This is a genomic window from Terrabacter sp. 01T434 (genome assembly GCF_056398545.1).
In genome coordinates, this window is record NZ_JBFTPP010000017.1 from 1 (window position 1) to 23,569 (window position 23,569).

17 protein-coding genes and 2 pseudogenes are annotated in these 23,569 nt (G+C 64.4%); 11 read left to right on the forward strand and 8 right to left on the reverse strand.

What is annotated here, in order from left to right; all coding sequences use genetic code 11:
- Positions 1–209 (reverse strand): annotated as a pseudogene (locus AC1DIW_RS21625) (hypothetical protein); the annotation flags it as partial.
- Between the two features lie 265 nt (positions 210–474).
- On the opposite strand from AC1DIW_RS21625, the gene AC1DIW_RS21630 reads away from it, so the two are divergent.
- Positions 475–1,404: a glycosyltransferase gene (locus AC1DIW_RS21630; protein ID WP_478110862.1), complete on the forward strand. Its 930-nt coding sequence runs from the start codon at positions 475–477 to the stop codon at positions 1,402–1,404.
- A 1,474-nt stretch (positions 1,405–2,878) separates the two neighbouring features.
- Here AC1DIW_RS21630 and AC1DIW_RS21635 read toward each other — a convergent pair.
- The 4 genes from AC1DIW_RS21635 to AC1DIW_RS21650 form a co-directional block, all read right to left on the reverse strand.
- Positions 2,879–3,760: a glycosyltransferase gene (locus AC1DIW_RS21635; protein ID WP_478110864.1), complete on the reverse strand. Its 882-nt coding sequence runs from the start codon at positions 3,758–3,760 to the stop codon at positions 2,879–2,881.
- Positions 3,761–3,785: 25 nt separating this feature from the next.
- Positions 3,786–4,916 (reverse strand): glycosyltransferase, encoded by a 1,131-nt coding sequence (locus AC1DIW_RS21640; protein ID WP_478110866.1) that lies wholly within the window; start codon positions 4,914–4,916, stop codon positions 3,786–3,788.
- Positions 4,895–5,959, reverse strand: a complete 1,065-nt coding sequence (locus AC1DIW_RS21645) for a glycosyltransferase (RefSeq protein WP_478110867.1) — start codon at positions 5,957–5,959, stop codon at positions 4,895–4,897. The genes AC1DIW_RS21640 and AC1DIW_RS21645 overlap by 22 nt, the downstream gene beginning before the upstream one ends.
- Before the next feature lie 105 nt (positions 5,960–6,064).
- Complete coding sequence (locus tag AC1DIW_RS21650) at positions 6,065–7,927, reverse strand: hypothetical protein (RefSeq protein ID WP_478110869.1); 1,863 nt, start codon at positions 7,925–7,927, stop codon at positions 6,065–6,067.
- A gap of 1,080 nt (positions 7,928–9,007) precedes the next feature.
- Here AC1DIW_RS21650 and AC1DIW_RS21655 point away from each other — a divergent pair.
- Positions 9,008–9,280 (forward strand): DDE-type integrase/transposase/recombinase, encoded by a 273-nt coding sequence (locus AC1DIW_RS21655; RefSeq protein WP_478110871.1) that lies wholly within the window; start codon positions 9,008–9,010, stop codon positions 9,278–9,280.
- Positions 9,281–9,908: 628 nt separating this feature from the next.
- Here the strand turns inward: AC1DIW_RS21655 and AC1DIW_RS21660 are convergent.
- The 3 genes and pseudogenes from AC1DIW_RS21660 to AC1DIW_RS21670 all read right to left on the reverse strand — a co-directional run bounded on the left by AC1DIW_RS21660 (position 9,909) and on the right by AC1DIW_RS21670 (position 14,243).
- A pseudogene (locus tag AC1DIW_RS21660) lies at positions 9,909–10,999 on the reverse strand (Na+/H+ antiporter NhaA).
- A gap of 713 nt (positions 11,000–11,712) precedes the next feature.
- Complete coding sequence (locus tag AC1DIW_RS21665) at positions 11,713–13,107, reverse strand: hypothetical protein (protein WP_478110873.1); 1,395 nt, start codon at positions 13,105–13,107, stop codon at positions 11,713–11,715.
- A complete protein-coding gene (locus AC1DIW_RS21670) occupies positions 13,104–14,243 on the reverse strand; it encodes a glycosyltransferase family 87 protein (protein WP_478110875.1) in 1,140 nt (379 codons plus the stop codon). Before AC1DIW_RS21670 ends, AC1DIW_RS21665 begins: the two co-directional genes overlap by 4 nt.
- Before the next feature lie 200 nt (positions 14,244–14,443).
- Between AC1DIW_RS21670 and AC1DIW_RS21675 the strand changes: the two genes are divergently transcribed.
- The 9 genes from AC1DIW_RS21675 to AC1DIW_RS21715 all read left to right on the forward strand — a co-directional run bounded on the left by AC1DIW_RS21675 (position 14,444) and on the right by AC1DIW_RS21715 (position 22,630).
- Positions 14,444–14,614, forward strand: a complete 171-nt coding sequence (locus tag AC1DIW_RS21675; protein WP_478110876.1) for a Flp family type IVb pilin — start codon at positions 14,444–14,446, stop codon at positions 14,612–14,614.
- A 138-nt stretch (positions 14,615–14,752) separates the two neighbouring features.
- The gene (locus tag AC1DIW_RS21680) at positions 14,753–14,923 is read left to right on the forward strand and encodes a Flp family type IVb pilin (protein WP_478110877.1); all 171 of its coding nucleotides are present in this window, start codon (positions 14,753–14,755) and stop codon (positions 14,921–14,923) included.
- A gap of 324 nt (positions 14,924–15,247) precedes the next feature.
- On the forward strand, positions 15,248–16,045 hold the full coding sequence (gene cpaB, locus AC1DIW_RS21685; protein ID WP_478110879.1) for a Flp pilus assembly protein CpaB: 798 nt from the start codon (positions 15,248–15,250) through the stop codon (positions 16,043–16,045).
- On the forward strand, positions 16,042–17,214 hold the full coding sequence (locus AC1DIW_RS21690; protein WP_478110881.1) for a CpaE/TadZ family protein: 1,173 nt from the start codon (positions 16,042–16,044) through the stop codon (positions 17,212–17,214). The genes cpaB and AC1DIW_RS21690 overlap by 4 nt, the downstream gene beginning before the upstream one ends.
- On the forward strand, positions 17,211–18,608 hold the full coding sequence (locus tag AC1DIW_RS21695; protein ID WP_478110883.1) for a CpaF family protein: 1,398 nt from the start codon (positions 17,211–17,213) through the stop codon (positions 18,606–18,608). Before AC1DIW_RS21690 ends, AC1DIW_RS21695 begins: the two co-directional genes overlap by 4 nt.
- Positions 18,605–19,843 (forward strand): type II secretion system F family protein, encoded by a 1,239-nt coding sequence (locus AC1DIW_RS21700; protein ID WP_478110885.1) that lies wholly within the window; start codon positions 18,605–18,607, stop codon positions 19,841–19,843. The genes AC1DIW_RS21695 and AC1DIW_RS21700 overlap by 4 nt, the downstream gene beginning before the upstream one ends.
- Positions 19,844–19,850: 7 nt before the next feature.
- Positions 19,851–20,762 (forward strand): type II secretion system F family protein, encoded by a 912-nt coding sequence (locus AC1DIW_RS21705; RefSeq protein ID WP_478110887.1) that lies wholly within the window; start codon positions 19,851–19,853, stop codon positions 20,760–20,762.
- A 210-nt stretch (positions 20,763–20,972) separates the two neighbouring features.
- Positions 20,973–21,419: a TadE/TadG family type IV pilus assembly protein gene (locus AC1DIW_RS21710; protein ID WP_478110891.1), complete on the forward strand. Its 447-nt coding sequence runs from the start codon at positions 20,973–20,975 to the stop codon at positions 21,417–21,419.
- Positions 21,420–21,448: 29 nt separating this feature from the next.
- Positions 21,449–22,630, forward strand: coding sequence for a pilus assembly protein TadG-related protein (locus AC1DIW_RS21715; protein WP_478110889.1), 1,182 nt, complete (start codon positions 21,449–21,451; stop codon positions 22,628–22,630).
- The last annotated feature ends 939 nt before the right edge of the window (positions 22,631–23,569 follow it).

Consider the following 23,569-nt stretch of genomic DNA (forward strand, 5'->3'; position numbering starts at 1 on the left):
TCCTCGTCCGCGGTCTCTCGGGCCTCGACGAGCCGGTAGTGCCGGTTGCGCACTCGCAGCACGACGGTCGCGACAAGGGCGGCGATGAGGCTCCCGCCCAGGACGGCGAGCTTGACGTGGTCGTCTCGCTCCGAGCCGGTGCCGAAGGCSAGCTCGCCGAGTTCGGGCTGGAGCGGGTTTCCAGATGGACACCAAGGATCCGAGGGCACCGGACTGGCCGCCGCCAGAGCCCGAAACGCTGCTCCAGAAGCTCCGCGAGGAAGACGTCGCGCGTTCCGCGGCCGACGCCCACCGACCATTTTCGGACTGCGCCGCCGCGCCCGCCACTGACTCCGCGCGGGAGTAAGCGTTGTGCGCACGAGATGGTTCCAGTCCTCGCCGCACCGGGATAACTCAGTCATTCTGGTCACTGCGGCTTAGGATCTGCGGAGGGTACCGAAAGGACTCTTGAACAGGAGCGACAGGAGCCGTGCTGTGCGCCACGATGAGGTCGTCATCGCCGTGGTCCCGCTGTTCAACCCCTCGAATCGCCTTCCCGAGGTTGTTGCGCGCTTGGTGGGCCAGTGTTCGCGCGTCGTGCTGGTGGATGACGGCTCCGACGAGAGGTCTTGGGCGATCTCATCGGCTCTGGCATCGGAGCGAGTCTCCGTGCTGCGTCGAGATCACAATGCAGGCATAGCCGCGGCGCTGAACCACGGTATTACTCACGCCCTGAAGGAGTGGGATCCGGACTTCGTCCTCACCTGCGACCAAGACAGCTTCGTAAGTGGCATATACGTCACGGCTGCGCTTCGACGACTGCGAAGTGTGGAGTGCGCCCAAGACTATGCATTGGTTACCGCCAGCGCCTTCAATAATCGGCGGGTGAAGAATCGCATTGGGCGTCGACTGGCTCCTTTGGAGCCAATGCAGAGTGGGATGTTGATTCGAGCATCCACCTTTGAGCAAATTGGCCACTTCCGCGAGGATCTGTTCATCGACTGCGTCGATACGGAATTCTATCTGCGGTGCCAAACGGCAGGCATGAAAACATTGTCGGCGCCACCCTGCCCCTTCGAGCATCACCTGGGTGGCTCACGTTGGCGAAGTGCGTTCGCCAACCGCTACTCGCGCCACCCTCCGTGGCGCACATACTACCTTGTCCGGAACCGCCTCGAGACGTTGAGACTTTATGGCGCGACTGATATTGAGTGGGCTGTACGCATCGCGGCGATACAAGTCCCTGGCCTGTTGGCCACTCTCGTCAGCAGCCCAGATCGATTGATCCAGTGGTCCGCAATGCGGATGGGTTACCGTGACTTTCGAAAGGGTGTATCCGGGCCTATGTCGGCATCCATCAAGGAGGTGCTTTCGAGGGCATGCGATACTCGTGAACTTCCCACGAGGCGAAACGAAGACTCCTGATGTTGGCATGGTTACGTAGGCTCACCGCCTTCGCGGCTTTGCCGCTAGTGGCCGCAACCGGATCGTTGCTGGCATTGCCGCTCATCGCGCGCAACGTCGATACACAAGACTGGGCGGCCTTGACGGTGGGGCAATCCCTTGGGGTAATCACTAGTATTGTCGTTGGTTTGGGATGGCCTGTCGTTGGTGCCGCTTTGGTCGCACAGGCAAAACATGCCCGGCAACGGCAGATCTATGCGGACTCCTTGGCCAGTCGCGCGTTTGCGGCAGCAGTGTTGGTCCCGCTCGTTGGGGTGCTCGCAGCATGTCTGGCCCCTGGTGAGGGTCGAGCGGTCACATGCGCACTTATGGCTATGGCGTCCGCCCTGTCTGGCCTTTCTATCGCATGGTTTTCCGTGGGTCGATCGTCACCGCAAGAGATCGCGATCTATGAAATTGCGCCCCGCATCCTCGGTTTGAGTGTCGCTGGTGTTGCGGTGGCTACTACCGGCAATGTGGACGTGTATCCAGCTTCCATGGGAGCGGCCACCCTCGGGGGCGTTGTCGTATACACCGTCCGCGTTCTCGGGAGGTCGGCATGGAGCCAGCTCGCGGCTGTGTCTCCCTCGAGCATCCTTCGCCGTCAATTGAAGCTGTCCCTCATAGAAACTTCAGCGGCTTCGTATACAGCCGGATTAGGATTCCTTGCGGCCTTCTCGCTGAGTGTCCCAGAACTCGCAGGGCTAGGATCTGGTGACCGGTTGTCGCAAGTGATGCTGCAGGCCGTAGGGGCCATCAGCAATACAGTCCATCCGTGGGTCGCCGTCGCGTCGGGTAAGGAGTTTCGGCGCCGGACACTCCGTGCTGGCGCGGTGCACGTCTCGGCGGGCTTGCTTTTCTTTCTGGGCATTGGGTTTTTCGGTCCTTGGGCTTCGGCACTGCTCTTTGGCGCGGAGCTTGTGGCTCCGCCAGCAGTGTGCTGGGGTTTCGGTGCTTATCTACTATTTGTCTCCGTACAAACGATCGTGTGTCGACACGTCTTGGTGACCCGGGGTGGGATGGGTGACGTCATTCGAGCAAACTTAATTGCAGGGGCGTTTGGCGTGCCTACGGTCATTGTCGGCGCCCGCGTCGGCGGCGCCTCCGGAGCCGTCATTGGAATGGCCGCCGGAGAACTACTCATCTCCTTGGTGGCTATCTCGGCAGCAGTGCGAAGTTTCAGGATCGATGTGGGATCAATTCCTTAGGGCTCTTGCCGACCGTCCCCGACAGTTCAAGAACACGAGGACTTGGAAGCTCGCGCGTGAGGCTCAGAGGCTGCGCGTGGCACGACGAGAGGATCGTTCAAAGTGAACTGGCGGTTCACCGCCAGCAGGGGGCGATACCGGGAAGATGGCAATGCATTGTGCGGGCCGTGGCAATTGCAACTTGCCCCAAAGCGGCGTCGACAGGGTGTATCGCACGTACGAGCCGTAGCGAGTGGCCGCGCCTGGGTCTAGCGCCGTAGCGCCGCGAATGCCAGTGCAGCAGCAGCCCGAGCGGGAATATGCCCTGAAGAGGTCTGGCGCAGCAGGAGCCGAAGGAGGCGGGCCGTCATCTTGCCGCGCGCGATCAACGCGATTTCCTCTTTCTCTTGCAATGTGAAGCGAGAATTGAGTGCAAGTGCAACTGTGATTCTCCACTCCCAAGGGCTTGATGTCAGCTCATCCCACGAAGCGCGGCCGAAGAGGACATCGGCTAGCGCACTCGCGATGCGAGGTATCCTCCTCTCTCCGATGGCATTCCCTCGGTGTTGCACGTAATCGTGCAGCACATAATCGGTGAAGTGAAACCCTTGCATCGACATGGAGCATAAGCCCAGCCAGTGGTCGTGCCTGGCCAAGCGTGAGGCCGGAGGGAAGGGGAGGGCCGTTGTCATCACCTCGGACTTGAAGATGCTTAGACAGCCTGTCACTTCGTTCACGAGCAAGAGAGAGGTCAAGGGTTTTGCGCGTCTGTGCGTCCGCCCCAATTCGGTGCCGAGATGCGTTACGAGCCGGGCTTGGCAAGAAACTCCAGAAACACCCTGCGCCACCAACACGGCAACGAGCGTCTCCAGCTTACCGTTGTGCCAACGGTCGTCTTGGTCGGCAAGGGCGATCCATGGAGCCCCGGCTTCGACCTTGGTCAGAAGCCGTTCAAAGTGTCGGTAGATGCCTACGTTCTCAGGAAACTCCATCACGCTGAATCGAGTGTCGACTCCTATTGTCTCTCGGAGCAGGGACGCGGTTTGAGGATCCGTCCCGTCTATGCCAACAATGCATTGCCAGTCCTTGAAGGATTGACCGATGATCGACTGCAGTTGGGTCTTCAGTAGACTCGCGTCCGGCCGGTACACGGCGAGAACGATTACGCCGGGCGGCCTATGCATCGGAGCCTTCGCCGCTTCCAAGCGTGAGCTCGAAAGCAGGGGATGTGCTCTTCGCGGTGCGCCGTTCAGCAGTGCCAGTGCTGGATCGTCTGCCGGTGTTGCGGTCGCGGGCTTGCCGGCGGGACACAACTCGCCAGTAAGCGCCCAGAGCCGCATCGAGGAGCCGAGCGCTCGGCGGCTGCGCGAGTTGGGTCTGCGTGATGGCGGAAGTGAGTAGGCCATCCAAGGCATGAGGGGCGTGAACGCCTGCCTGGACGAGCCGCCGTCGAGCGGCGACGTCACTGCCATGTCGGAGCAGCCACCACCACGCTCGAAGTTTCTGCCGACCCCACCCGTCGCGTACGGCGATGGCGAAATACAGAGGTTCCATCACCATTATGACGGGGAGCGCCCGTGCCAGGAGACCTCTCGGATAGTCGCTAAGCACGGTGAGGAAGCGGTTGCGTTCAAGGTGGAACATCTTGTCTGGATTGCGCGAGAACTCGTACGCATGGACAGCCCTTGCCTGAGGGCAGAGAACGACGTCAAGGCCGGCGAGGTGGCAGCGGAGACTGAGGTCCGTGTCTTCGTGATACATGAAGTAGGAGGCGTCCATCCCGCCGAGAAGGTCCCAGACCTCACGGCGACATGCGAACAGGGCCCCCGCCACTGAGGCAAGGCGTCGGGGATGGAGGTGCCGGGGAGAAATGGGCTCGCCATATCCGTCACACCAACTGAGGCCACTGAGGTGCACCGGCAAGCCGACAGAGTTGATGACGCTGAGGTCACCTGGCATGAGCACGACACCACCCGCCAGGCCGATGTCCTCATCGACGAGTTGCTCGGCTAGCGCATCGATGGCGCCGGGACAGAGTTCGGCATCCGAGTTGACGAACACGAGGACGTCACCTGTCGAAGCGGCGACGCCGGCTACGCACCCGCCACCGAAACCGGAGTTCACCTCAGGGGTTAGCAGGGTGACGCCCTCGACGGACGGAAGGCGGGTGATGCCGTGGTCGACGAGGATGACCTCGTCCTCATCGTCCAGCTGAGCGAGGATCGACCGCAAACAACCGCTGAGCACCGGCTCGTCGCCGAAGCCGACGACTATGACACTGACGCTCACACGGACTCTGACGCCCACGTCTCAAGCCTCGCGGTCACGGTTTGAGCCGGCTGATTCAATGCGGACGCATGTTCAGGGGCGGACGGCATATGCGGCTGGGTTTGGCCCGTGGCGTTACGCGGCGCACCGCGCGGCAGGCGCGGCAACGCTGGGACGGTCATGTATGCCACCCGGGAGGTTTCCTGTCGGACCTTGCGCAGCCCGTCGAGGAGGATGCCTACGACAAGGACGATGAAGGCGACGATAACCAGCGAGGCGGCACCGAAAGCGGTAGGGAAGCGGCCCACGGTGCCAGTTTCAAGGTAGTCCTGAACGACAGGGACCGCGATACCCAGCGCCGTCAACATGATGAGTGTGGCCATCGTCGAGTAGAGCGCGAGAGGCCGCTCGTGGTGCAGCAGGCGCGTGATCATGCGAGCGATGCGGAACCCGTCGTGGTAGGTCCGCAGCTTGCTCTCGGATCCCTCGGCGCGGTCAACGAACAGCACTGGCACCTCGGCCTGGGGAACACGGTTGTTGATGGCGTGAACGGTCAGCTCCGTCTCGATCTCGAACGCCCGTGAAATAGCCGGGAAGGACTTTACGAACCGACGGGAGAACACGCGGTATCCGCTCAGCATGTCGGTGACCGGCCTGCCGAAGATCTGCGAAACCACTTTGTTGAACACCCGGTTCCCTAGTTCGTGGCCAGCGCGATAGGCGCCCTTACCCCGTGCGACCCGGACACCGGTGACATGGTCGAACGGCCCGTCAAGCAGGGTGCGCAGCATCTCTGGAAGTGCGTGTGCATCGTAGGTGTCGTCACCGTCGATCATTACGTAGATGTCGGCGTCGAGGTCTGCGAGGGCGCGGCGAATGACGTTGCCCTTGCCAGGGCAATCCTCGAACCGCACTTCGGCGCCCGCGGCCTCTGCGATCTCACGGGTCCTGTCTGTGCTGCAGTTGTCGTAGACGAAGACGTCCATCCCAGGGACGGCCTCTTTGAGGTCGCGAACAACTCGTCCGACGGTCGCCTCCTCGTTGTGGCAGGGCACGATGGCGGCGATGTGCAGGACGCCCAAGCCTCTGTCGTACACGCGCAAGTCCCCTCAAAACGGTCGAAACGTCGCCAGCATATGGCGGATGCAGCCGATATGCGCGCGGATGAGCTTTTTGCTGCCAGGTGCTCAGGAGACGAGGGATACGCGCGACTGCTGAGTCGGCGAGGCTGCGTCGAGTATCGCTTGATAGAGGCCTGCGTCAGTGACAAGCACGCGCCCGTCCACCTTCGAGAGCGTGCTCATCGCGAGTTCCACGCCGAGAGGGATATTTCGGGGGTCAAGTGCGAGCTCGTAGACACCGTCATCCAGTCTGACGGCACGCCGCGTCGCGGAGTGACTCAGCGCGTGGAACCACTCGGAGGCGTGCGCGGCGTTCATGTCGTCGGGTCGAGTCGCAAGCAATCGAGTGCGTACAGCGTCATGGGGAGTCATGGAGGCGGCAAGCTTAAGAATCAGATCGACATCGCCGGCCTCGCCGGAGGTCTTACGGGCCCCGAGTGAGACCGGCGCCAACACTGACCAGGACGCTGACGGTGCAGCGAACTGCTGCAGCGTGCTGCCGAGGCCCATGGCGGCGACGAGCACCACGGCGACGCTGTGAAGTAGCCGAAGTTGAAGCGGCTCACGCGTGGGCTGACGATCTGCTAGCACAAGGACGGTTGCGTGCGCCGCGACGACGGCGGACACGATCAGTGAGCCCAGGGCGAGCTTCCAAAAGTAGTACGTCAATTGCCCGGCGCTCGAGAGCATGTAACACCCGAGGACGACCAGGACCAAGGTTGACGCCAGCGCGATCACAATGTGCCCCACAAGTGAATGGCTCTCGTCGCGGACGGATAGCCCTACCACCAAGGCAAGGGACCCTATGAGAACAATCAGCATGGTCGGCAGGCCAACCCGCGGCACGGTCCCGTCATGCAGCAAGGCCGCGAATGCGCCGTGAGTGAGCGGTCCCAACACGAAAAGGGGCACTGTGGCGATGCACAGCAAGCCAAAGCCGCCAAATGTGCACCACTTAACTACTGCAGTCTGACGCCGCCAGACGGCGATGAGCGGAGGAAGGACCGCGGCCGCGGCCAAGGGAAGTAGCAGCATCCAGGCTGCCGTGACGAGCACGAGCCCACCGAGGATGGCGAAGAGCCCAGGTCCCGGATGTCGCTGCCCATAGGTCAGTAGAAACATGACGAGGGGTGCGCAGGCTGCTACGAGGAAACTGAGGTGGCCTTGGATCAGGTTGAGGGCGCCGGGCACGCCGAGCATCAGGCTGAAGACAACGGCGAGAGCGGGCACCAGCAGGATGGGCGTCACGCGGTCAGGTAATGCCTGGACGAACGCGGCCGTGACGAGAAACGTCAGGGCCACGAAAACCAGCCACTCCAACTGAGCGAACCGGACTAGTTCCACCGGTGCAGTCCCCGGGTCGCCGAAGCCAATCTGAGCCAGCACGGTGATCAGCCTGTGGAACCACTGGGGGTAGTCGTCGAATGCGAAGCCGCTGCCGTCCGCATTGGCGGCCACCAGCGATGAGCTAGCCGTCATCAGCCGCCGCTCCAAGAACATGGCGTAGTGATACGAGTTGTCGATGCCAGTGCTCAGTGCGGCAAGGGCGCCCTGCGGACTCCCTGGCGAGCTCAGTGGCAGGGCTACCAAGCCGGCCAGCATGCCACCGAGGGCAATCACGCCGTCACGTCGGCGGATCACAGGAACGACGCTTCGTGGCCGCGCGACAGCAGCAACAACCGCGCCACCGGTGGCGATCGAGAGCGCCGCGAGGGCTGCGGTTCGGGCGCCCAGAATGGACGGAACCCAGAGCGCAGCGGGGAGCAGGCCGAATGTCAGGGAAAGGTTGATGGCGATGCGACGGTCCAGGCGTGGAGCCGATGGCGCCAGCGCGACGAGGATGAGGGCCAATGCCACGCTGACCCACGAACTGTTCACCTGGGTCAGGATGGCGGCTGTGCCGACTGTCGCAGCCAGACCTAATGACACCGACCACAACGTACGAGTGCCTGTTGTCGCACCTTTGCTGATGATCCTGGACGAGGCCCCCATGTCTGTGACTGCGCGGTTCACGACGCCAACCCGCAAGGCGTGGCGAAGCAGAAGCGGGCCCCAATGACAGGCATGACTCAGTCCCTGGAGTCGGCGAAGCCGCGCCCAGTGGTCGCTGCCGAATGCATGTCCGAAGCGTAACGCGCTGCCTGGCCCAAGCTCGGTGGATCCGGAATATGCGGATTCGTGCGTCTTTGCTCTCGGCCATTGCCGATGCTGACGTGTGCCAGAGACAAAGAAATGCCGTTGGCCATCTGGCTCGTGTCTACCCTGCGCGTCAGGATCGGATGAGACAGGCTCGGTGATTTCCTTCCCTCTGTACGGGCGAGAATGGTTGAGCTCGATGACGATGACGATGGCGGACCTGCCGCCGGCTGATGATGGGGCATGGGCCCTCGAGCTGACCGTCCAAGCGACGCACGTTCCCACGGGAGTACAAGGACGCGATCTTGGCCGAGTACGACGCGCCCCACCGGGGCCAGCGGGGCGCGATCCTGCGCCGTGAGGGCTTGTACCTTCGCACCTGATCGACTGGCGACGCTCGCGTGAGCCGGCCTCGGGCGAGGATGTCCTCGGTCGGCCCGGGAAGGATCCGCGGGACGCGCAGATCGAGGCGTTGACCGCGCGGGCGGCGAAGGCCGAGGTCGAGCTGGCCCGGACGAGGGAGGCGTTGGACCTGGTGGGAACAGCACACGCGCTCTTGCAGACGGTCTCCGAGAGCGCGGACACGCCGCCCCGGTCGAGCAGGTGATCCACCCGCTGGTCGAGCAGCTCGCCCTGGACGCCTCGACCGTGGAGGCGTGCCGGTTCCTGGTTCGCTCGCGGGCGGGGCGCTACCGATCACTGCGGCCGCGCCAAAAGCCCATCTGGAGCCCGGCCCGCGGCCGGGGCCGTGCAACGCGCTCACCTCGGCCAAGCGGCTCACGCGCTAGACGTGCTGACCTGTGACCGGTTCGTCGACAAGTCCGTCGCGCAGGTCGGGCGACACTGCTGGACGAGGGCACCTACCTGTGCTCGATGTCCACGATGCACCGGATCCTGCGCGACAACCAGGCTGCAGGAGAACGCCGCTCGCAGGCCACCCACCCTCCCCGGACGATCCCGGAACAGCTCGCCACGAGACCCGGTCAGGTTTGGAGCTGGGACATCACGAAACTGCGCGGACCCCAGCGCGGGGTGTACTACGACCTGTACGTCGTGCTCGACATCTTCTCCCGGTACGTCGTCGCCTTGACCATCGCCGCGAGGGAGGACTCAGCGCTGGCGCGGAGATGCTCGAGGAAGCGATAGGCGTGGACGGTGTCCCGCACGTGGTCCACGCCGACCCGGGGTACCTCGATGACCTCCAAGCCCGCCGCGCGGCTGCTGGTCGATCTGGGCGTGACCCGTTCCCACAGCCGCCCGCACGTCAGTAACGACAACCCCTACTCCGAGGCCGCGTTCAAGACCCTCAGTACGCGCCGGTGTTCCCGGAGAACTTCGGCTCGCTGGCCGACTCCCCGCCTTCGGGGGTCGTTCTTTGGCTAATACGACCACGAGCACCGCCACTTCGGGATCGGGCTGCAGAAACCCGCCCGGTCCACCACGGCAACGCCGGGCACGTCCGAGCGATGCGCGCACAGACTCTTGACGCGGCCTACGCGGCGAACCCGAGCGGTTCGGCCACCGCCGACCCCACGCCCCGAATCTGCCTGCCGAGGCCTGGACCAACGGCCCTCACGAGAGGCCCTCGTGCAGAGCGCCTGACCACCTGCTGTTTCATCCGGCTTGACATGTTCGGGGCGACTAGGCATCCGATGCGGAAGTGGAAAGGTCAGTTGGCCTTGGCGCAGGCCATGGCAACCAAGACGGCGCAGAAAAGATCCTCCGCTTGCCTCACTCAGTGTGGTCCTTTTCGGCACGCCATGAGCCGGCACCATCACGCCGGATCGAGCCGTCCCTCTGTCTGGTAGACGTCCGGGACGCCGTCGTGATCCTCGTCCGCGGTCTCTCGGGCCTCGACGAGCCGGTAGTGCCGGTTGCGCACTCGCAGCACGACGGTCGCGACAAGGGCGGCGATGCGCCGATCGCAGCCGGGTCACGGAGGGCGGCGCCGAAGCCGCCACCGATCACCGTGACGCCGGCAGCGAAGAACGCGAAGACCGGGACCGCGAAGCCCGCGGAGAACGGCCGGATCCGGTGCTCGATGCGCTCAGCCAGCGAATTCCGGTCGGGGTCGTCCTCCACCTCGCGGCTGACGGGGACCAGCAGGCCGAGCAGGACGCCGGCGACCGTCGCGTGCACGCCGCTCGAGTGGACGAAGCCCCAGGCGAGCAGGGCGGGGACCGCAAGGACGAGGGGATGGGTGATCTTCCGCTTGAGCAGGAGGCGCCACGCGCCGAGGGGGACGACGGCCGCCAGCAGCCAAAGCAGGTTGACGGTGTCGGTGTAGAAGACGGCGATGATCGTGATGGCGATGAGGTCGTCGACGACCGCGAGGGTCAGCAGGAAGGACCGCAGGGCGCTTGGGAGGTGCGTGCCGATGACGGCGAGCACCGCCAGTGCGAATGCAATGTCCGTGGCGGTCGGGATGGCCCAGCCGCGGAGTATGCCGTCCACCTCGCTCGCGCTGTCGCCCTGACTCATCAGCGTGGCCGTGACCACGAACAGGCTGGCGGGCAGCGCGACGCCGCAGACGGCGGCGGCAATCGGCAGGGCGGCCTTGCGCCGGTCGGACAGGTCACCGGCCACGAACTCGCGCTTGAGCTCGATGCCGGCGACGAGGAAGAAGACTGCCAAGAGTCCGTCGGCCGCCCAGGTTCCTAGGGACAGGTCCAGGTGCAAGGCCTGCGGACCGATGACGGTGTCGCGGAGCGTGGCGTAGCCGTCACGCCACGGCGAGTTGGCCCAGACGAGAGCGGCAATTGCGGCTGCGAGGAGGATCGCGCCCCCGACCGTCTCGGTCCGGAGGAGGTCGGCGACGTAGCGAGCCTCGCGCCAGCTGCCGCGGCCCAGGAGCCTGTTCGACATGCCGGTCACGATCTGCTTCGGCGTGCTCGTGGGGGAGTGCGGCTCGCTCACCGTTGGGTCCCTTCCGGGGATGCGTCATCGGACGCCGACCAGACTTCCCGGCACACCATGGCCACGCGCGTCGTCGCCGTGAGCCGCCTCGAGCCTATCGAGGCGACCGGATCCTCAATCTCGGGGCCTGGAGATTCGCCTCGTTGACATCGTGTCGACGTGCCTGCCACCAGCACGAATAAAGTAAAGATTCGACAAATTCCGGTATAACACGGGTAAATCGGACTAATCAGACATCGGCTATCTGGATGTGTCGGCATCCCTACATTGGTGCTTGGGGCGGGACATATACCGGAAGACCAAGAGCATGGGGGTGCATGATGGGTGCTCGCACAGAGCCCGGCTGGTACTACGTCGGCGACGGCAAGCTGCGTTATCGCGACGAGTTCGGTTGGACATCCGATGAGATGGACACGCAAGACGGGCGCGCGGCCGAGTGGCCGCCTGCAACGCCCGCCGAGATGCTCGCGGACCTTCGCGCCAGGGAGGCCGAGCAGAGCGGCAGGATTCGGAGGCGGCGTGGCGTCTACAAGCTTCTGGGCCGGAGCGGTGGCCGCCCAGGGCGCCATCGCACAGCCTGAACGAACCTGGCAGTCCCAATCTTGCGATAGACCCGGCACCCGGTCTCTTGAGGCTCCTCCTGAGCAGCGACTCCATATCGTCTATGGGCGCCTGAGGAGCACGTAAGCGCCATTGGTCGTGCTATGGGTAAATCCGCCTTGCCTGGCGAGCCACTCCTGCTTGGACCCGGGGAGTGCCACAACTACGTCGGATCTCTGGAGTGCCACTCGAGCCGCCCGGGAGTCGCCGTTTACAAACGCGAGGTATGCCTTCTGGTCGGCTTCCGTGAAGGCGTCCAGCGGGTTGCTGGCCCAGACGGTTGCCCCGGCAGCAGCCAGCGACTCGGCGAGCGGTTCGGCGACTAGGACGACACTGCCTCGCGTTTCGTGTGCCAATTCCGAGGCTTCGAGATCGGCTTCACGGAACGATGAAAGGCGTGTTCCGAGCAGGGCTGTCCCCGCGAGCAATGAGACCGCGACCGCCGCGGTGGTGCCGCGCAGGGCGCCCCGGGCCTCCACCGTTCGCGCCGTTGCCGAACGACTTAGGCCTGGTATCGCAGGCTCAACGAGGAAGAGGAGGAGCCACACCCCGTGCCGCGCGGCGACTAGTGTCGCGACACCCAGACCCAACGCGGCGGCGTACTCCCAGGTGGGACGCGGGCGGCGAAACGCCATGACCAGCAAAGCGATCGCGGCAAGGACCAAGAGCACGTCGAACGGGTTGGAGAGCGAGATGCGGCTCCACATCCCCGAGTCGTTGCTGGTCGCCTCGCCCCCGAAGACGCCGAGGTAGTAGCGGGGTGCCCTGATCAGTCCTGGGTTGAGGCAGGTCGCGAGCAGGGAGCTGAAACCGACCCCGATCGCTGTCATGGGGGCCCTGACCAGCAGGGTGAAGGCGAGGTGGCAGCCGAGGATGGCGACGCCGACGAGGACGGCGCCGTGGAGGTTGCCCCACACGGCCAGTATCGGGACGGCCCACCAGATGGCTGCGGTCTGACGGAGCTGCTGCCCGCGGATTAGAGCTAGCAGTAGAGCGAAGGGGATGAGGGACAGCAACTGGGCCCGGCCGATGAGGAGTGGCGCTGCGGCTCCGACCGCGACGAGCCCGAGCACTGCAGCCGTCGCGCGCGGCGCTGCACCACGGCTCATCGAAGCATGCGCGAGGATGCCGAGCGAGACAATTACGGCCGCGAGCTGGGCCACCACGATGCCGACCGAGCCGGCTGCGTAGAAACCGGAGAGAACGACCTGGCCGACTACGGTGGTGTTGACCCAGTTGTCCGTCGGAGCGGCGGCGAACGGAACACCCTTTGCCACATGGCCTTCGTGTCGAATTGCATCTCCAATGGCGCTTAGCCAGAGGGCATCGGACCCGACAATGCCGAACCTTGCGATCGCGCACGCGATGAGCGCAAGGGCGGCAAAGATTGGCGCCTCGACCAGGGTGCGCCGGGTGGCGTCAGGTGCGGGCGGGTCCAGCGTGTCGGGCGTGGTCATTGCGTCCTCGCTGGGCGCGAACGTCCGATCGACGGGAATATGATTGTCGCGACAAGGAGCGCCCACGTCGTAAGCAGGTAGGCATGGGCTATGACGACTTGTGCGGGTGCGATCGATTCCGACTCCGGAACGAACCACCTCGGCGCCGCGTAAAAGGCGAGGGCCACCACGGCAGAGACCACGCCGTGCCAGGCGGAGGCGACGGCGGCCAGAAGCGGGGCGACCCATGCCCGGTGGTGGGCCCACGAGACCAGGGACAGCAGCAGAGTGGCGCCGGCGAGCGTCAGCGCCACGCCGGGCCAGCTACCGCGGCGGGTCAGGACAGCCGCCGCGGCCAGAACCAGGCCGGCGACCAGCGTGGCGGTCACCCAGAGCACGGGGCCCGATGCGCCACCGCTTGCGCGCGCGACTAATGAGGTCATCGACTGGTTGACGTGCGTGAAGGAAAGATCTCCGAACAGGTCGAGATTTTCAAACCCGCCGAGCCAGTAGCACTGCGACGCCACGGCAGCGACCATCCATCCGATGGCAATGGACGCCAAAACGGCTGCCGCAGACCTCGCGACCGATGCCCAGTCGCGTCGGAGAACGCACCACAGGACAAACATTGGCGGTGTCAGCTTGATCCCGGCGGCCAGTCCGATCTGGATTCCGCGGAAGCGCGGCGGCAATAGGAAAAGATCAGCGAGCACGAGCGCCACGAGGATGACGCCGATCTGCCCAAGCTCGATCGTGCGCACTGCGGGCTCGAGTGACGGTCCCACTAGGCAGACGAGCAGCGTTGTACTCCAAAGGATCTCGACTGCGCATCGAATGGCCGCGAGACTCACCCCGTACGCAGCCAGAGTCAGGCCGGTGAAGGCGGCTTTGGCAGCGCCTAGGCCGGTAACGGCGAGCGGGACGAACGCGGCGCCGGAGTAAGGGGGGTAGTTGAATGTCAAGCCTCTGCGCCGTGTCGCGTAGCGTTCGACTCCGCCGAAGTAGGAGTCTGTGAGGTCGACGAAGTTCCAAGCTGGCGCATGACCCCATCGCAGGGATAGCGCAGCGCCAGCAACCATCACCAGCGCCGCGACGCCGAGCTTACGGGAGATGCCTGTCGAGCCGCGCCGTGAGGCGGGCGTCACGTCGATCGGCATCCGCGTCTCCAGTATTCGTCGCTCGCCGGGGGCTTCCCGACGGGCGCAACGGTGCCATCTCCCGTAGTCAGAAGGGTGTGGTTTCGCAAGGATTGTGCAATTTCAACCGTTTTCAGGACATGGCTAGAAGGCGAACCCTAATCTTCCCTCAGCGGGGGGCACATCGGGTGGCCCTGCCTCACTGGAAGGAACCCTTCACCATGACCAAGATTGCTGCCAAGGTCCAGACCCTGCTTCACCAGGACCGCGGTGCGACCGCCGTCGAGTACGGCCTGATGGTTGCCCTGATCGCTGCTGTGATCATCACCATCGTCGGGACGCTCGGCACCAACCTGCAGGGGATGTTCACGTCCGTCGCCGCGAAGGTGTGAGCTCGCGACCGGGTGCGAGGTTCCGCAAAGTGCCTCGCACCCGAGTCTCGTTCGCGAAGGAGTGTACCAGGAGACGTCGATCGCTCGAAGGGCGTCAGTCGTCGCTCGAAGAGAAGCGCGTCGCAAGGGAGAAGTGCTATGACCAAACTCACCGTAAAGCTGCAAACCCGCCTCGTGTCCGAGCGTGGTGCGACCGCCGTCGAGTACGGCCTAATGGTTGCCCTGATCGCTGCTGTGATCATCACCATCGTCGGGACGCTCGGCACCAACCTGCAGTCGATATTCAGCAGTGTCGCGTCGCAGGTCTGACTGCTCCGCTCGCTGTCCAGTTCGAGGTCGATGGACGGCCGCCGAAGGGATGGCGATTCGAGAAGCCAGATGCGCGTACCGATCCGCCGTTGAGGTCGCGATCGTCGTGCTGGTCTTGAGCTAGCACGCCATCGCGACGTCGACTTCGGGCTCGCCCGTCCATTCAGATTCAGGTCACCAACTCCGCCACGGAACGTGTGACGAAACTGCTGGTCAACCGACTTGCTCGATTGGCATGGGTTGGGCCAGGCCCGACGAAGGACAGCAGCATCGCACCGGCCGACGCTTAGGCCAAAGTTCGACACAAGAGTGGGGGAGCCCCAGATGAACCGCCGTGTACTCACCATTACCGTGGCAGTCGTCCTTGCGCTTGCTGGTGGCTTCCTTGTCATCTCCTACGCGCGCAACGCCGACGTCCGGGCGATCGCCGCTGAGTCCCCGTCCCCGGTGTGGGTGGCAACGCAACCCATCCCAGCGGGAACGACTCTGAAGGATGCCCAGCACGCGGGCCTCATCGCCCAGACCTCAGTGAGCGCCAAGGCCGTGCCGGTCGGGGCACTTCAGGACATCAACGCAGACAACAACTCGCTGCTCGCCACGTCCGACATCCCCGCCGGCGAGTACATTCTGGCGGCCCGTTTCGGCACGACCCCTGCCGGCACCAAGGCCATCGAGGTCCCGAACGGCATGCTCGCTGTGTCCGTTGCTCTCTCCGACCCGGCGCGTGTCGGCAAGTTCGTCACGCCCGGCTCGCACATCGCGCTCTTCCAAACGTACAAGATCAAGGATCTGCGGAACACACCAGAGGCGAAGATCCTCAACGACAACGACGTCAGCGGCACGAGCCTCCTTCTGCCCGACGTCCTCGTCATCGCGATGGGTGATGCGCCGCTCGCGGGTCAGGCCGCAGCCGCTCCCGTGGAGGGTCAGCCGGCAACTGCCGCTGGCGCGAGCGGGGGCTACCTCGTGACCGTTGCCGTGAAGCCCACTGACGCAGCAACCCTCATCCACGGCGTGAACCGGCGCACTCTCTACGCCGGCCTCCGAGGCTCCGATGTCAAGATCGACCCGTCCCTCGCAGTCACCGACCTCCAGCTCGGGAATGCGGTGACCGGCCAATGACGATCCTCTGGGACTACGACCCTTCTGCGGGCGACACCTACCGCTTCGCACTTGGAGGTGACGCGGTGCACCTCGACTCGGCACCTCGAGTCAGCCGCGCTCTTGAGGAGGACCGCAATCAGTCGCTCGTCGTCATCGGACCCGACATCGACCTCGACTCCGCCTGCGAGCTCGCAGAGCGTGAGCGCATCAACCGGCCCGAGCTCGGCGTCATCTTGCTCCGTCACCGTCTGGACGTCACGGCTCTTGCGCAGGCGCTGCGCAGCGGCGTCCGCGAGGTCGTCCAGGCGGACGACCAGCCAGCCATCGCCGACGCCGTCCGCCGGTCGATCACGCTGACCCAGCAGTTGAGCGGCTATGGCACCAACGTGGGCGGCCGCGACGGAAAGATCATCACGGTCTTCAGTGCCAAGGGCGGCGTCGGCAAGACGACGATGTCGACGAACCTAGCGGTCTACCTCGCATCCATTGGTACGAAGACGCTGCTCGTCGACCTCGACCTCATGTTCGGCGATGTCGCCATCAGCCTCCAGCTCCAGCCTCACGGTTCGGTGCGCGATGTGGTAGCCATGAGTGGACACCTTGACGACCAGGCGGTCCAGTCCGTCGTCACCCGCCATGAGGAGAGCGGGCTCGACGTCATCGTGGCTCCGCCTGACCCGGCCGACGCTGACCGCGTGCCGTCGCACGTCATCGTCGAGCTGCTGCGGGTGGTGCGGGGACAGTACGACTACGTCATCGTCGACACTCCGCCGTCGTTCACCGAGCACGTGCTCGCCGCGATCGACGTCAGCGATCTCATCGTCCTCATAGCGACGCTGGACATCCCCGCGGTGAAGAACCTCCGCATTGCGATCAACACCCTCGACACGCTAGGCACGTCCAAGGAGGCTCGGACCATCGTGCTCAACCGCTCCGATGCCAAGGTGGGACTCAGGCCCGACGACGTCGAGGCCGCCCTCAAGGCCCCGATCTCGGCGAACGTGCCCAACAGCCTGACGGTGCCGGCCTCGGTCAACCGCGGTGTCGCGCTCGTGCTCGACGACCCGCGCAACCCGGTGTCGGTTGCCATCCGAGAGCTCGCCGACCAAGAGATACGACGACGCTTCGGCGAGGAGCTGCATAACGAGGCAAAGCGCAGCTTCTCCCTGTTTGGAGGCAAGCGATGAGCACCCTCGCCGACCGTCTCGAGCGCGCCCGTGCCTCGAGCCAGATCACCGAACTTGCGCCGGGCAACGGTGGCCAGGTCCGCATCACCAACGGTGCGGTGCCTGTGCGCCGCCGTGGCGTCGACCCCTTCGCCGGCGTCAAGGAGCGAGTGCACCAGGCGCTGGTGGCCTCGCTCGGCCCGCGCCTCTACGACCCGAACCTCAGCGAGGTCGAGCTCGCTGCTCAGGTGCGTACGACGCTGCAGGAGGTCATCGACGCCGAGCAGACGCCGCTGTCACACTCGGACCGCACCCGCATCGCTCAAGACGTCTCTGACGACATCCTCGGTCACGGTCCGCTCGAGCCCTACCTGCGTGACGCGGAAGTCTCCGAGATCATGGTCAACGGCGCCGCGGACATCTACATCGAGCGCGCGGGCAAGATCTTCCCGGTCGACGCCCAGTTCTCCGACGAGACGCACCTGCGTCGCACCATCGACAAGATCGTCGGTCGCGTAGGCCGTCGTGTCGACGAGTCGAGCCCGATGGTGGACGCCCGACTGCCCGACGGCTCGCGTGTCAACGCGGTGGTCCCGCCGATCGCGCTCGACGGCTCGATGCTCACGATCCGCAAGTTCTCCGCCGACCCGTTCACCGCCAAGGACCTCATCTCGTTCGGCACGATGACCGAGAAGGTCCGCGACTTCCTCGACGCCTGCGTCAAGGGCCGCCGCAACATCATCATCAGCGGCGGCACAGGCTCGGGAAAGACGACGACGCTCAACGTCATCAGTTCCTTCCTGCCGCATGACGAGCGCATCGTCACCATCGAGGACGCCGCCGAGCTCCAGCTCCAACAGCAGCACGTGCTGCGTCTGGAGGCTCGTCCGGCAAACATCGAGGGCCGCGGTCTCGTCTCCATCCGCGAGCTCGTGAAGAACTGCCTGCGTATGCGCCCCGACCGCATCATCGTCGGTGAGATCCGTGACGGCGCAGCGCTCGACATGCTCCAGGCCATGAACACCGGCCACGACGGGTCGATCACGACGGTGCACGCCAACACGCCCCGAGACAGCCTGGCGCGTCTCGAGACGATGGTCCTCATGGCTGGCATCGAGCTGCCCGTCCGCGCCATCCGCGAGCAGGTCGCGGGAGCAGTCGACCTCATCGTGCAGCAGTCACGCCTGAAGGACGGGTCACGTCGCATCGTCGCGATCTCCGAGGTCGTCGGCATGGAGTCGGACGTGATCACGCTGCAGGACATCTTCACCTTCAACTACGCGGCCGGCCGCGACGAGAACGGCCGCTTCCTCGGCACGCTCATGCCCACCGGCATCCGCCCGAAGTTCACGTCCGACCTCGCAGACGTGGGTGTCGAGCTGCCCGTCTCGCTCTTCTCTCGGTCAGCACTGTGACGCGCGCGACCCGTCGCCTCGTCTCGGGACTGCTCGCGGTCGCGGTCGTCTTCGTCGTCCTGCCCGCAGGAGCAGCAACAGCGGACGGGGTGCCCGTCGGTCTGAGAATGCCGGACAGCACCGGCTTCGGGTTCAGCCGGCAGGTCAGCTTCGAGGCGGCTGCGCCCCCTACTCCTTCCGCGACGAGGCCGCCCGATCCTGCGGCTGCGCCGCGATCCGGGGCTGCCGGAGTCGATCCGGCCCCGCCGGCCGTCCCCGACCGGACTCCCTACATCGCAGCCGGGCTGCTCGCCCTCGCGCTCTTCGTCCTCGCGACCGCGCTTTTGCCAACCCTTGGGACCAAGCGGGAGGATCGTGTGGCGTCTATAGATGCCTATGTCGCCGGCGACACGGTCCCCCTGTCGCGGCAGGAGACGAAGGCGGCTCAGAACTCAGTCACCGCCCAGCTGCTCGACATGGGCGACCGGGTCATGAAGGATCGCAAGTCGACGAGCAAGACGTTGGCCCTCATCCAGCGGGCCGACCTACCCTTCCGAGCTGGCGAGTGGCTCGTCCTGCGAGTTATCGCCATTATCGTCGGCGCGGCCATCGGCATGGTGCTGGCGGGTCAGGGCACGTTCATTGGTCTTGTCATCGGTGGCGTCGTGGGTCTGTTCCTGATGCCACTGGGGCTTCGTTTCAAGGCCGCCCGTCGCGCCCGGAAGTTCGAGGCGCAGCTGCCTCAGATCCTGCTCCTCATCTCCACCAGCCTCCGCAGCGGTTTCGGTCTGCCGCAATCCCTCGACGCCGTCGCGCGCGACGCGGCAGAGCCAGCTGGCAAGGAGTTCAGCCGTGCCCTCGCGGAGACCCGAATTGGTACCGACATCTCGGACGCCCTCGAACGAGTTGCGGTGCGGATGGAGAGCAAGTCGATGGGCTGGACGGTCATGTCGATCCGCATCCAAAGAGAAGTCGGTGGCAACCTTGCTGAAACGCTGCGCACGACGGCCAACACCCTTCGAGAGAGAGAGTCCCTGCACCGTCAAGTTGCGACGCTGTCCGCCGAAGGACGCTTGTCGGCTTACATCCTCGTCGCAATGCCGATTGGCATCTTCGTCTACATGACGCGCATCAACTACGAATACGTCAGCCTGCTCTGGACCACCACCGTCGGTCTGTTCATGAGCATCGGCGGTCTCATGTCTCTTGGTGTCGGCATCCTGTGGATGCGAAAAGTAGTGAAGATCGAGGTGTGACGGGACCATGAGTGTGATCTACATCGCCGCTGCCATGCTAAGCATCAGCCTGGTTATCACGGTGCTGAGCGTGAACCTCAGCGGCGGCGAACCCCGTGGTGTCGCGAAGTCCCTCATGCTCGTGGACCAGCAGTTGGACCGGCGCGAGGTGGTGACGACCGAGCTCGCCGCCAAGGACCGACTCCTCACCCCGATCCTTGACCGCACCAAAGGTCTGGCGCGCGTGCTATCCCCCGAAGGCGCCGACGAGCGCTACACGAAGATGCTCGATCAGGCCGGCAACCCGGCTGGGTGGACCGTCGAACGCATCCTGGGTGTCAAGGGCGCGGCCCTGTTGGTCGGTATCCTGCTCGGCGCCTTCTACGGCAAGTTCCAGCTGCCGAACGCCCTCTTCTACGCCCTCGTCGGAGGCGCAGCACTCTTCTTCCTGCCGGAGCTCCTGATCAAGAACGTGGCGCAGCGTCGGCAGGAGCAGACGAGCAAGGGCCTGGCCGACGCGCTCGACATGCTGAGCGTCTGTGTCGAGGCGGGCCAGGGTTTCGACGCCGCCCTGCTGCAGGTGGCGCGCAACGTCGAGGGCCCCATTTCGGGAGAGTTCGCCCGCGTGCTTGCTGAGATCCAGATCGGCAAGTCGCGCGGTGACGCCTTCAGTGCGATGGGTGACCGCGTCAGCCTGCCCGAGGTCAAGAACTTCATCTCCGCTCTTGTCCAGGCAGACCGGCTCGGCCTGCCGATCGCTGGCGTGCTCCGCGAACAAACCCTCAACATGCGCCTCGTGCGTCGACAGAAAGCAGAGGAGAAAGCGCAGAAGGTCACGATCAAGATCCTGTTCCCGCTGATGTTCTGCATCATGCCGGCGCTCTTCATCGTCATCATCGGCCCCGGCGGCATTCGCATCATGCAATCCTTCAGTCATTGAGAACGTCTTGATCTGGCGGGACAGCCTGGGACGGCGATTTTTCGTAGACCATTTCGGAGACAGCTTGGTTTCCGGTCGATACCGTGTGAAATGGCAAACTGTGGACGTCAGGTGGTGAGTATGAGCACTAGTCTTCAACGCTCAAGCGTGGGCCGCAGGCCGTTCTCGGCGCGGGTACTGTCTTGGTGGCCATCACACAGCGAAGGTCGAATGGCTCGGCGATGTGACGAGGGTGCCACGGCGGTCGAGTTCGCCATGCTCGCGCCCGTTCTCTTCATGTTCCTTTTCGGCATCATCGTCTTCGGCTTGTTGTTCGCGCAGAATCTTGCGCTTGGCAACTCAGCCCGGCAAGCGGCGCGGTACGCCGTTGTCTACAACGGCCAGACTTGCGCCAACGTCATTGCGGAGGCAAAGGACTCCGCGACCCCCCTGGTGACGCTTCCTGATACTGCCGTGACGGTCAAGCGCGGTTCCAGCTCGACCACCGCTACCGACGTCTGTGGTGCGACCACGAACAAGCCGTGCGCCGGCTCCGCAACCACCGACAACGTCTACGTGACGCTCACCTTCGACGCGAACGTCGTCGTACCGCTGCCTGGGTTGGGCAGCACCCAACACCTCACCGGAGTGGGGGTCTTCCGATGCGAATACTCATGAAGAGGCGACCTGCCGGCGAACAAGGTGCAGTGACCTTGATGGTGACACTTTGTTTGGTGACGCTGTGCGTCTGCGTCGCTCTGGTCACCGACTTCGGGATGGCATACGTCAACAAGCGTCAGGCGCAGACCGCCGCAGACGCGGCGGTCCTGGCGGCGGGCAGCGTGTTCGCGGGCCAGTCAGGTGATTGCAGCAAACTGACTGGGAACACGGGACTGATGAGCAGCGCGAACGCGGCCGCCGACCAACTCAGGTTAGCGAACCTGCCCGGCTCGCCGGATGTAGACCTACAGCCCTCCTGCACCGCCAGCGACCTCACGCTCAACTATGTTGTCAACATCGACTCCCCGCTCGGATTCGGACAGATGGTGGTCGGCACCGACCACCTCAACGTCAACCGTGGAGCTCAAGTCACGCTCAGCGATGTAACCTGCGGGCTGTGCTTTCTGGGTACCGGCTCGATGGGAACGGGCAATGCCGACTACAGAGTCGATGGCGGAAATATCCAAATCAACGGGAATCTGACAGCCGGACCAAACGGTGTGTGGACTGTTGCCGCATCGGGCACGATCGGCATCAACGGCACAGTCAGCGGCGGCCAGTTCTCCAAGCCGCCGGTCAAGATGCCGGTAATCCCGGACCCGCTCGCCGCAATGCAACTTCCGCTTTCGATGGCGGGGCTCACTGACAAACTCAACCCATGCACCGATGGACCAGGGATATACGGGTCCGTTCAGATCCCTAGCGGCTGCGACCTAGCCCCGGGCGCCTATGTCATCACTGGCAGCTGGAGCATGAAGAACAACTCGACCTTGACCAACAGTATCGGCGGCGTCACGCTTTACTTCCGAAGCCCGAATGGAATGCTGGATGTCAAGAACGGGACGATCAACAACCTTTCCGCCCCAAGTGGCCCCCCGGTGGGGGCGCCCTCCGGTTGGCCATCCGGTTTTGCCATCATTTACGATCGGGACAACCTCAACAATATCTCCGCTCAAGGGAATGGCAGCACCACGATCACCGGGGGCATTTACGGGCAGTCCGCCACGCTTGACTTCAACGGCAATTCTGCTTTCCATATCAGTGGTGGTCCTATTGTGGTTGCGAGCGGCACGGGCAATGGAAATCCGGGGACGGTTACCATAGATAATTCCGTAAACGTGGGTGGCACTAAGCCAATGAGCGCCGGAGGCGTTCAGATGACCAAGTAGAAGGGCGCCGGGTTCAGTATTCGGGGAGCCGCCGGAGCGCGGTTCTCGCCGGTCCTAGTGGCTCCTGTTCGAAGTGGGCTGAACGGATGGCTTGCTTGAGGATCTGGTAAGCAGTCTTATACGCACGAACGGGTGGCAGCGGTCGTTCCAGCCGTCGTTGAAAGTGCGGATCTTCGCGTTTAAGGTCATTGACGGCTCTTCCCCCGTTGAGTGTGAGGTGAGTGCGCGCCGCGCCGTGCGCGGGTTGCTGGTCAGGATCGCGAGGACGACCCCCGGCGTCGAGACGCCGGGGCGGAGCTCTACCCGGGCGCAAAGCGACTAATCGGACACTGGCTGAACGATGCTCGGCGAGGTCCTATGTTTGGCCCACCGGTCGGGGGACCGGGGACAGTGGCATAGGTGGGGGAACGACCATGCACCAACAATCGGGGTGGCTCTACGTCGGGGACGGATGGCTTCGCTACCGCGACGCCGACGGCTGGACCGACCAGTACCTGCCGGCCGAATTGGTCCGCGGCTCTGACTGGCCGCCGCCGGCGCCCGATCGGTCTCAGGGCCCAACTGTGGGTGGCACTGAGGATTTGGTGGGCGCAGCCGTGCCGCCCACGCCGGTGCGCCCGTCCCGCGTACGCGGGCTGCTCGGAGCCGGACGGCACATCGGACGGCATCGCGCCCGGGCCTGACGCCGGCGCCCTTGACATCGTCTAGCCCCGCTCACCGTTTCGGTGGGCGGGGCGTTGTCGTATGCCGTGGGGTTGTGCCTTTCTTGCGGGATTCCTTGGTGTTTGGGCGGGTTTGTCTTGCGTTCGGCCCGGCAGAGTTCAGGTGTCGGAAGGGAAACCCCGACCCGCAGCCTCCCGGCCCGACTCGGGCCGGACTCACACCAGGAGCAGTCACCATGGGCGTCGCCACCTCGAAGAAGCACGGCAAGAAGACCAC

Bases quoted from the DNA above. Each gene is read 5' to 3' on its own strand.
- AC1DIW_RS21655 (WP_478110871.1), top strand. From the start codon at position 9,008: ATGTCCACGATGCACCGGATCCTGCGCGACAACCAGGCTGCAGGAGAA.
- AC1DIW_RS21665 (WP_478110873.1), bottom strand. From the start codon at position 13,107: ATGACCACGCCCGACACGCTGGACCCGCCCGCACCTGACGCCACCCGG.
- AC1DIW_RS21670 (WP_478110875.1), bottom strand. From the start codon at position 14,243: ATGCCGATCGACGTGACGCCCGCCTCACGGCGCGGCTCGACAGGCATC.
- AC1DIW_RS21675 (WP_478110876.1), top strand. From the start codon at position 14,444: ATGACCAAGATTGCTGCCAAGGTCCAGACCCTGCTTCACCAGGACCGC.
- AC1DIW_RS21680 (WP_478110877.1), top strand. From the start codon at position 14,753: ATGACCAAACTCACCGTAAAGCTGCAAACCCGCCTCGTGTCCGAGCGT.
- cpaB (WP_478110879.1), top strand. From the start codon at position 15,248: ATGAACCGCCGTGTACTCACCATTACCGTGGCAGTCGTCCTTGCGCTT.
- AC1DIW_RS21690 (WP_478110881.1), top strand. From the start codon at position 16,042: ATGACGATCCTCTGGGACTACGACCCTTCTGCGGGCGACACCTACCGC.
- AC1DIW_RS21695 (WP_478110883.1), top strand. From the start codon at position 17,211: ATGAGCACCCTCGCCGACCGTCTCGAGCGCGCCCGTGCCTCGAGCCAG.
- AC1DIW_RS21705 (WP_478110887.1), top strand. From the start codon at position 19,851: ATGAGTGTGATCTACATCGCCGCTGCCATGCTAAGCATCAGCCTGGTT.
- AC1DIW_RS21710 (WP_478110891.1), top strand. From the start codon at position 20,973: ATGGCTCGGCGATGTGACGAGGGTGCCACGGCGGTCGAGTTCGCCATG.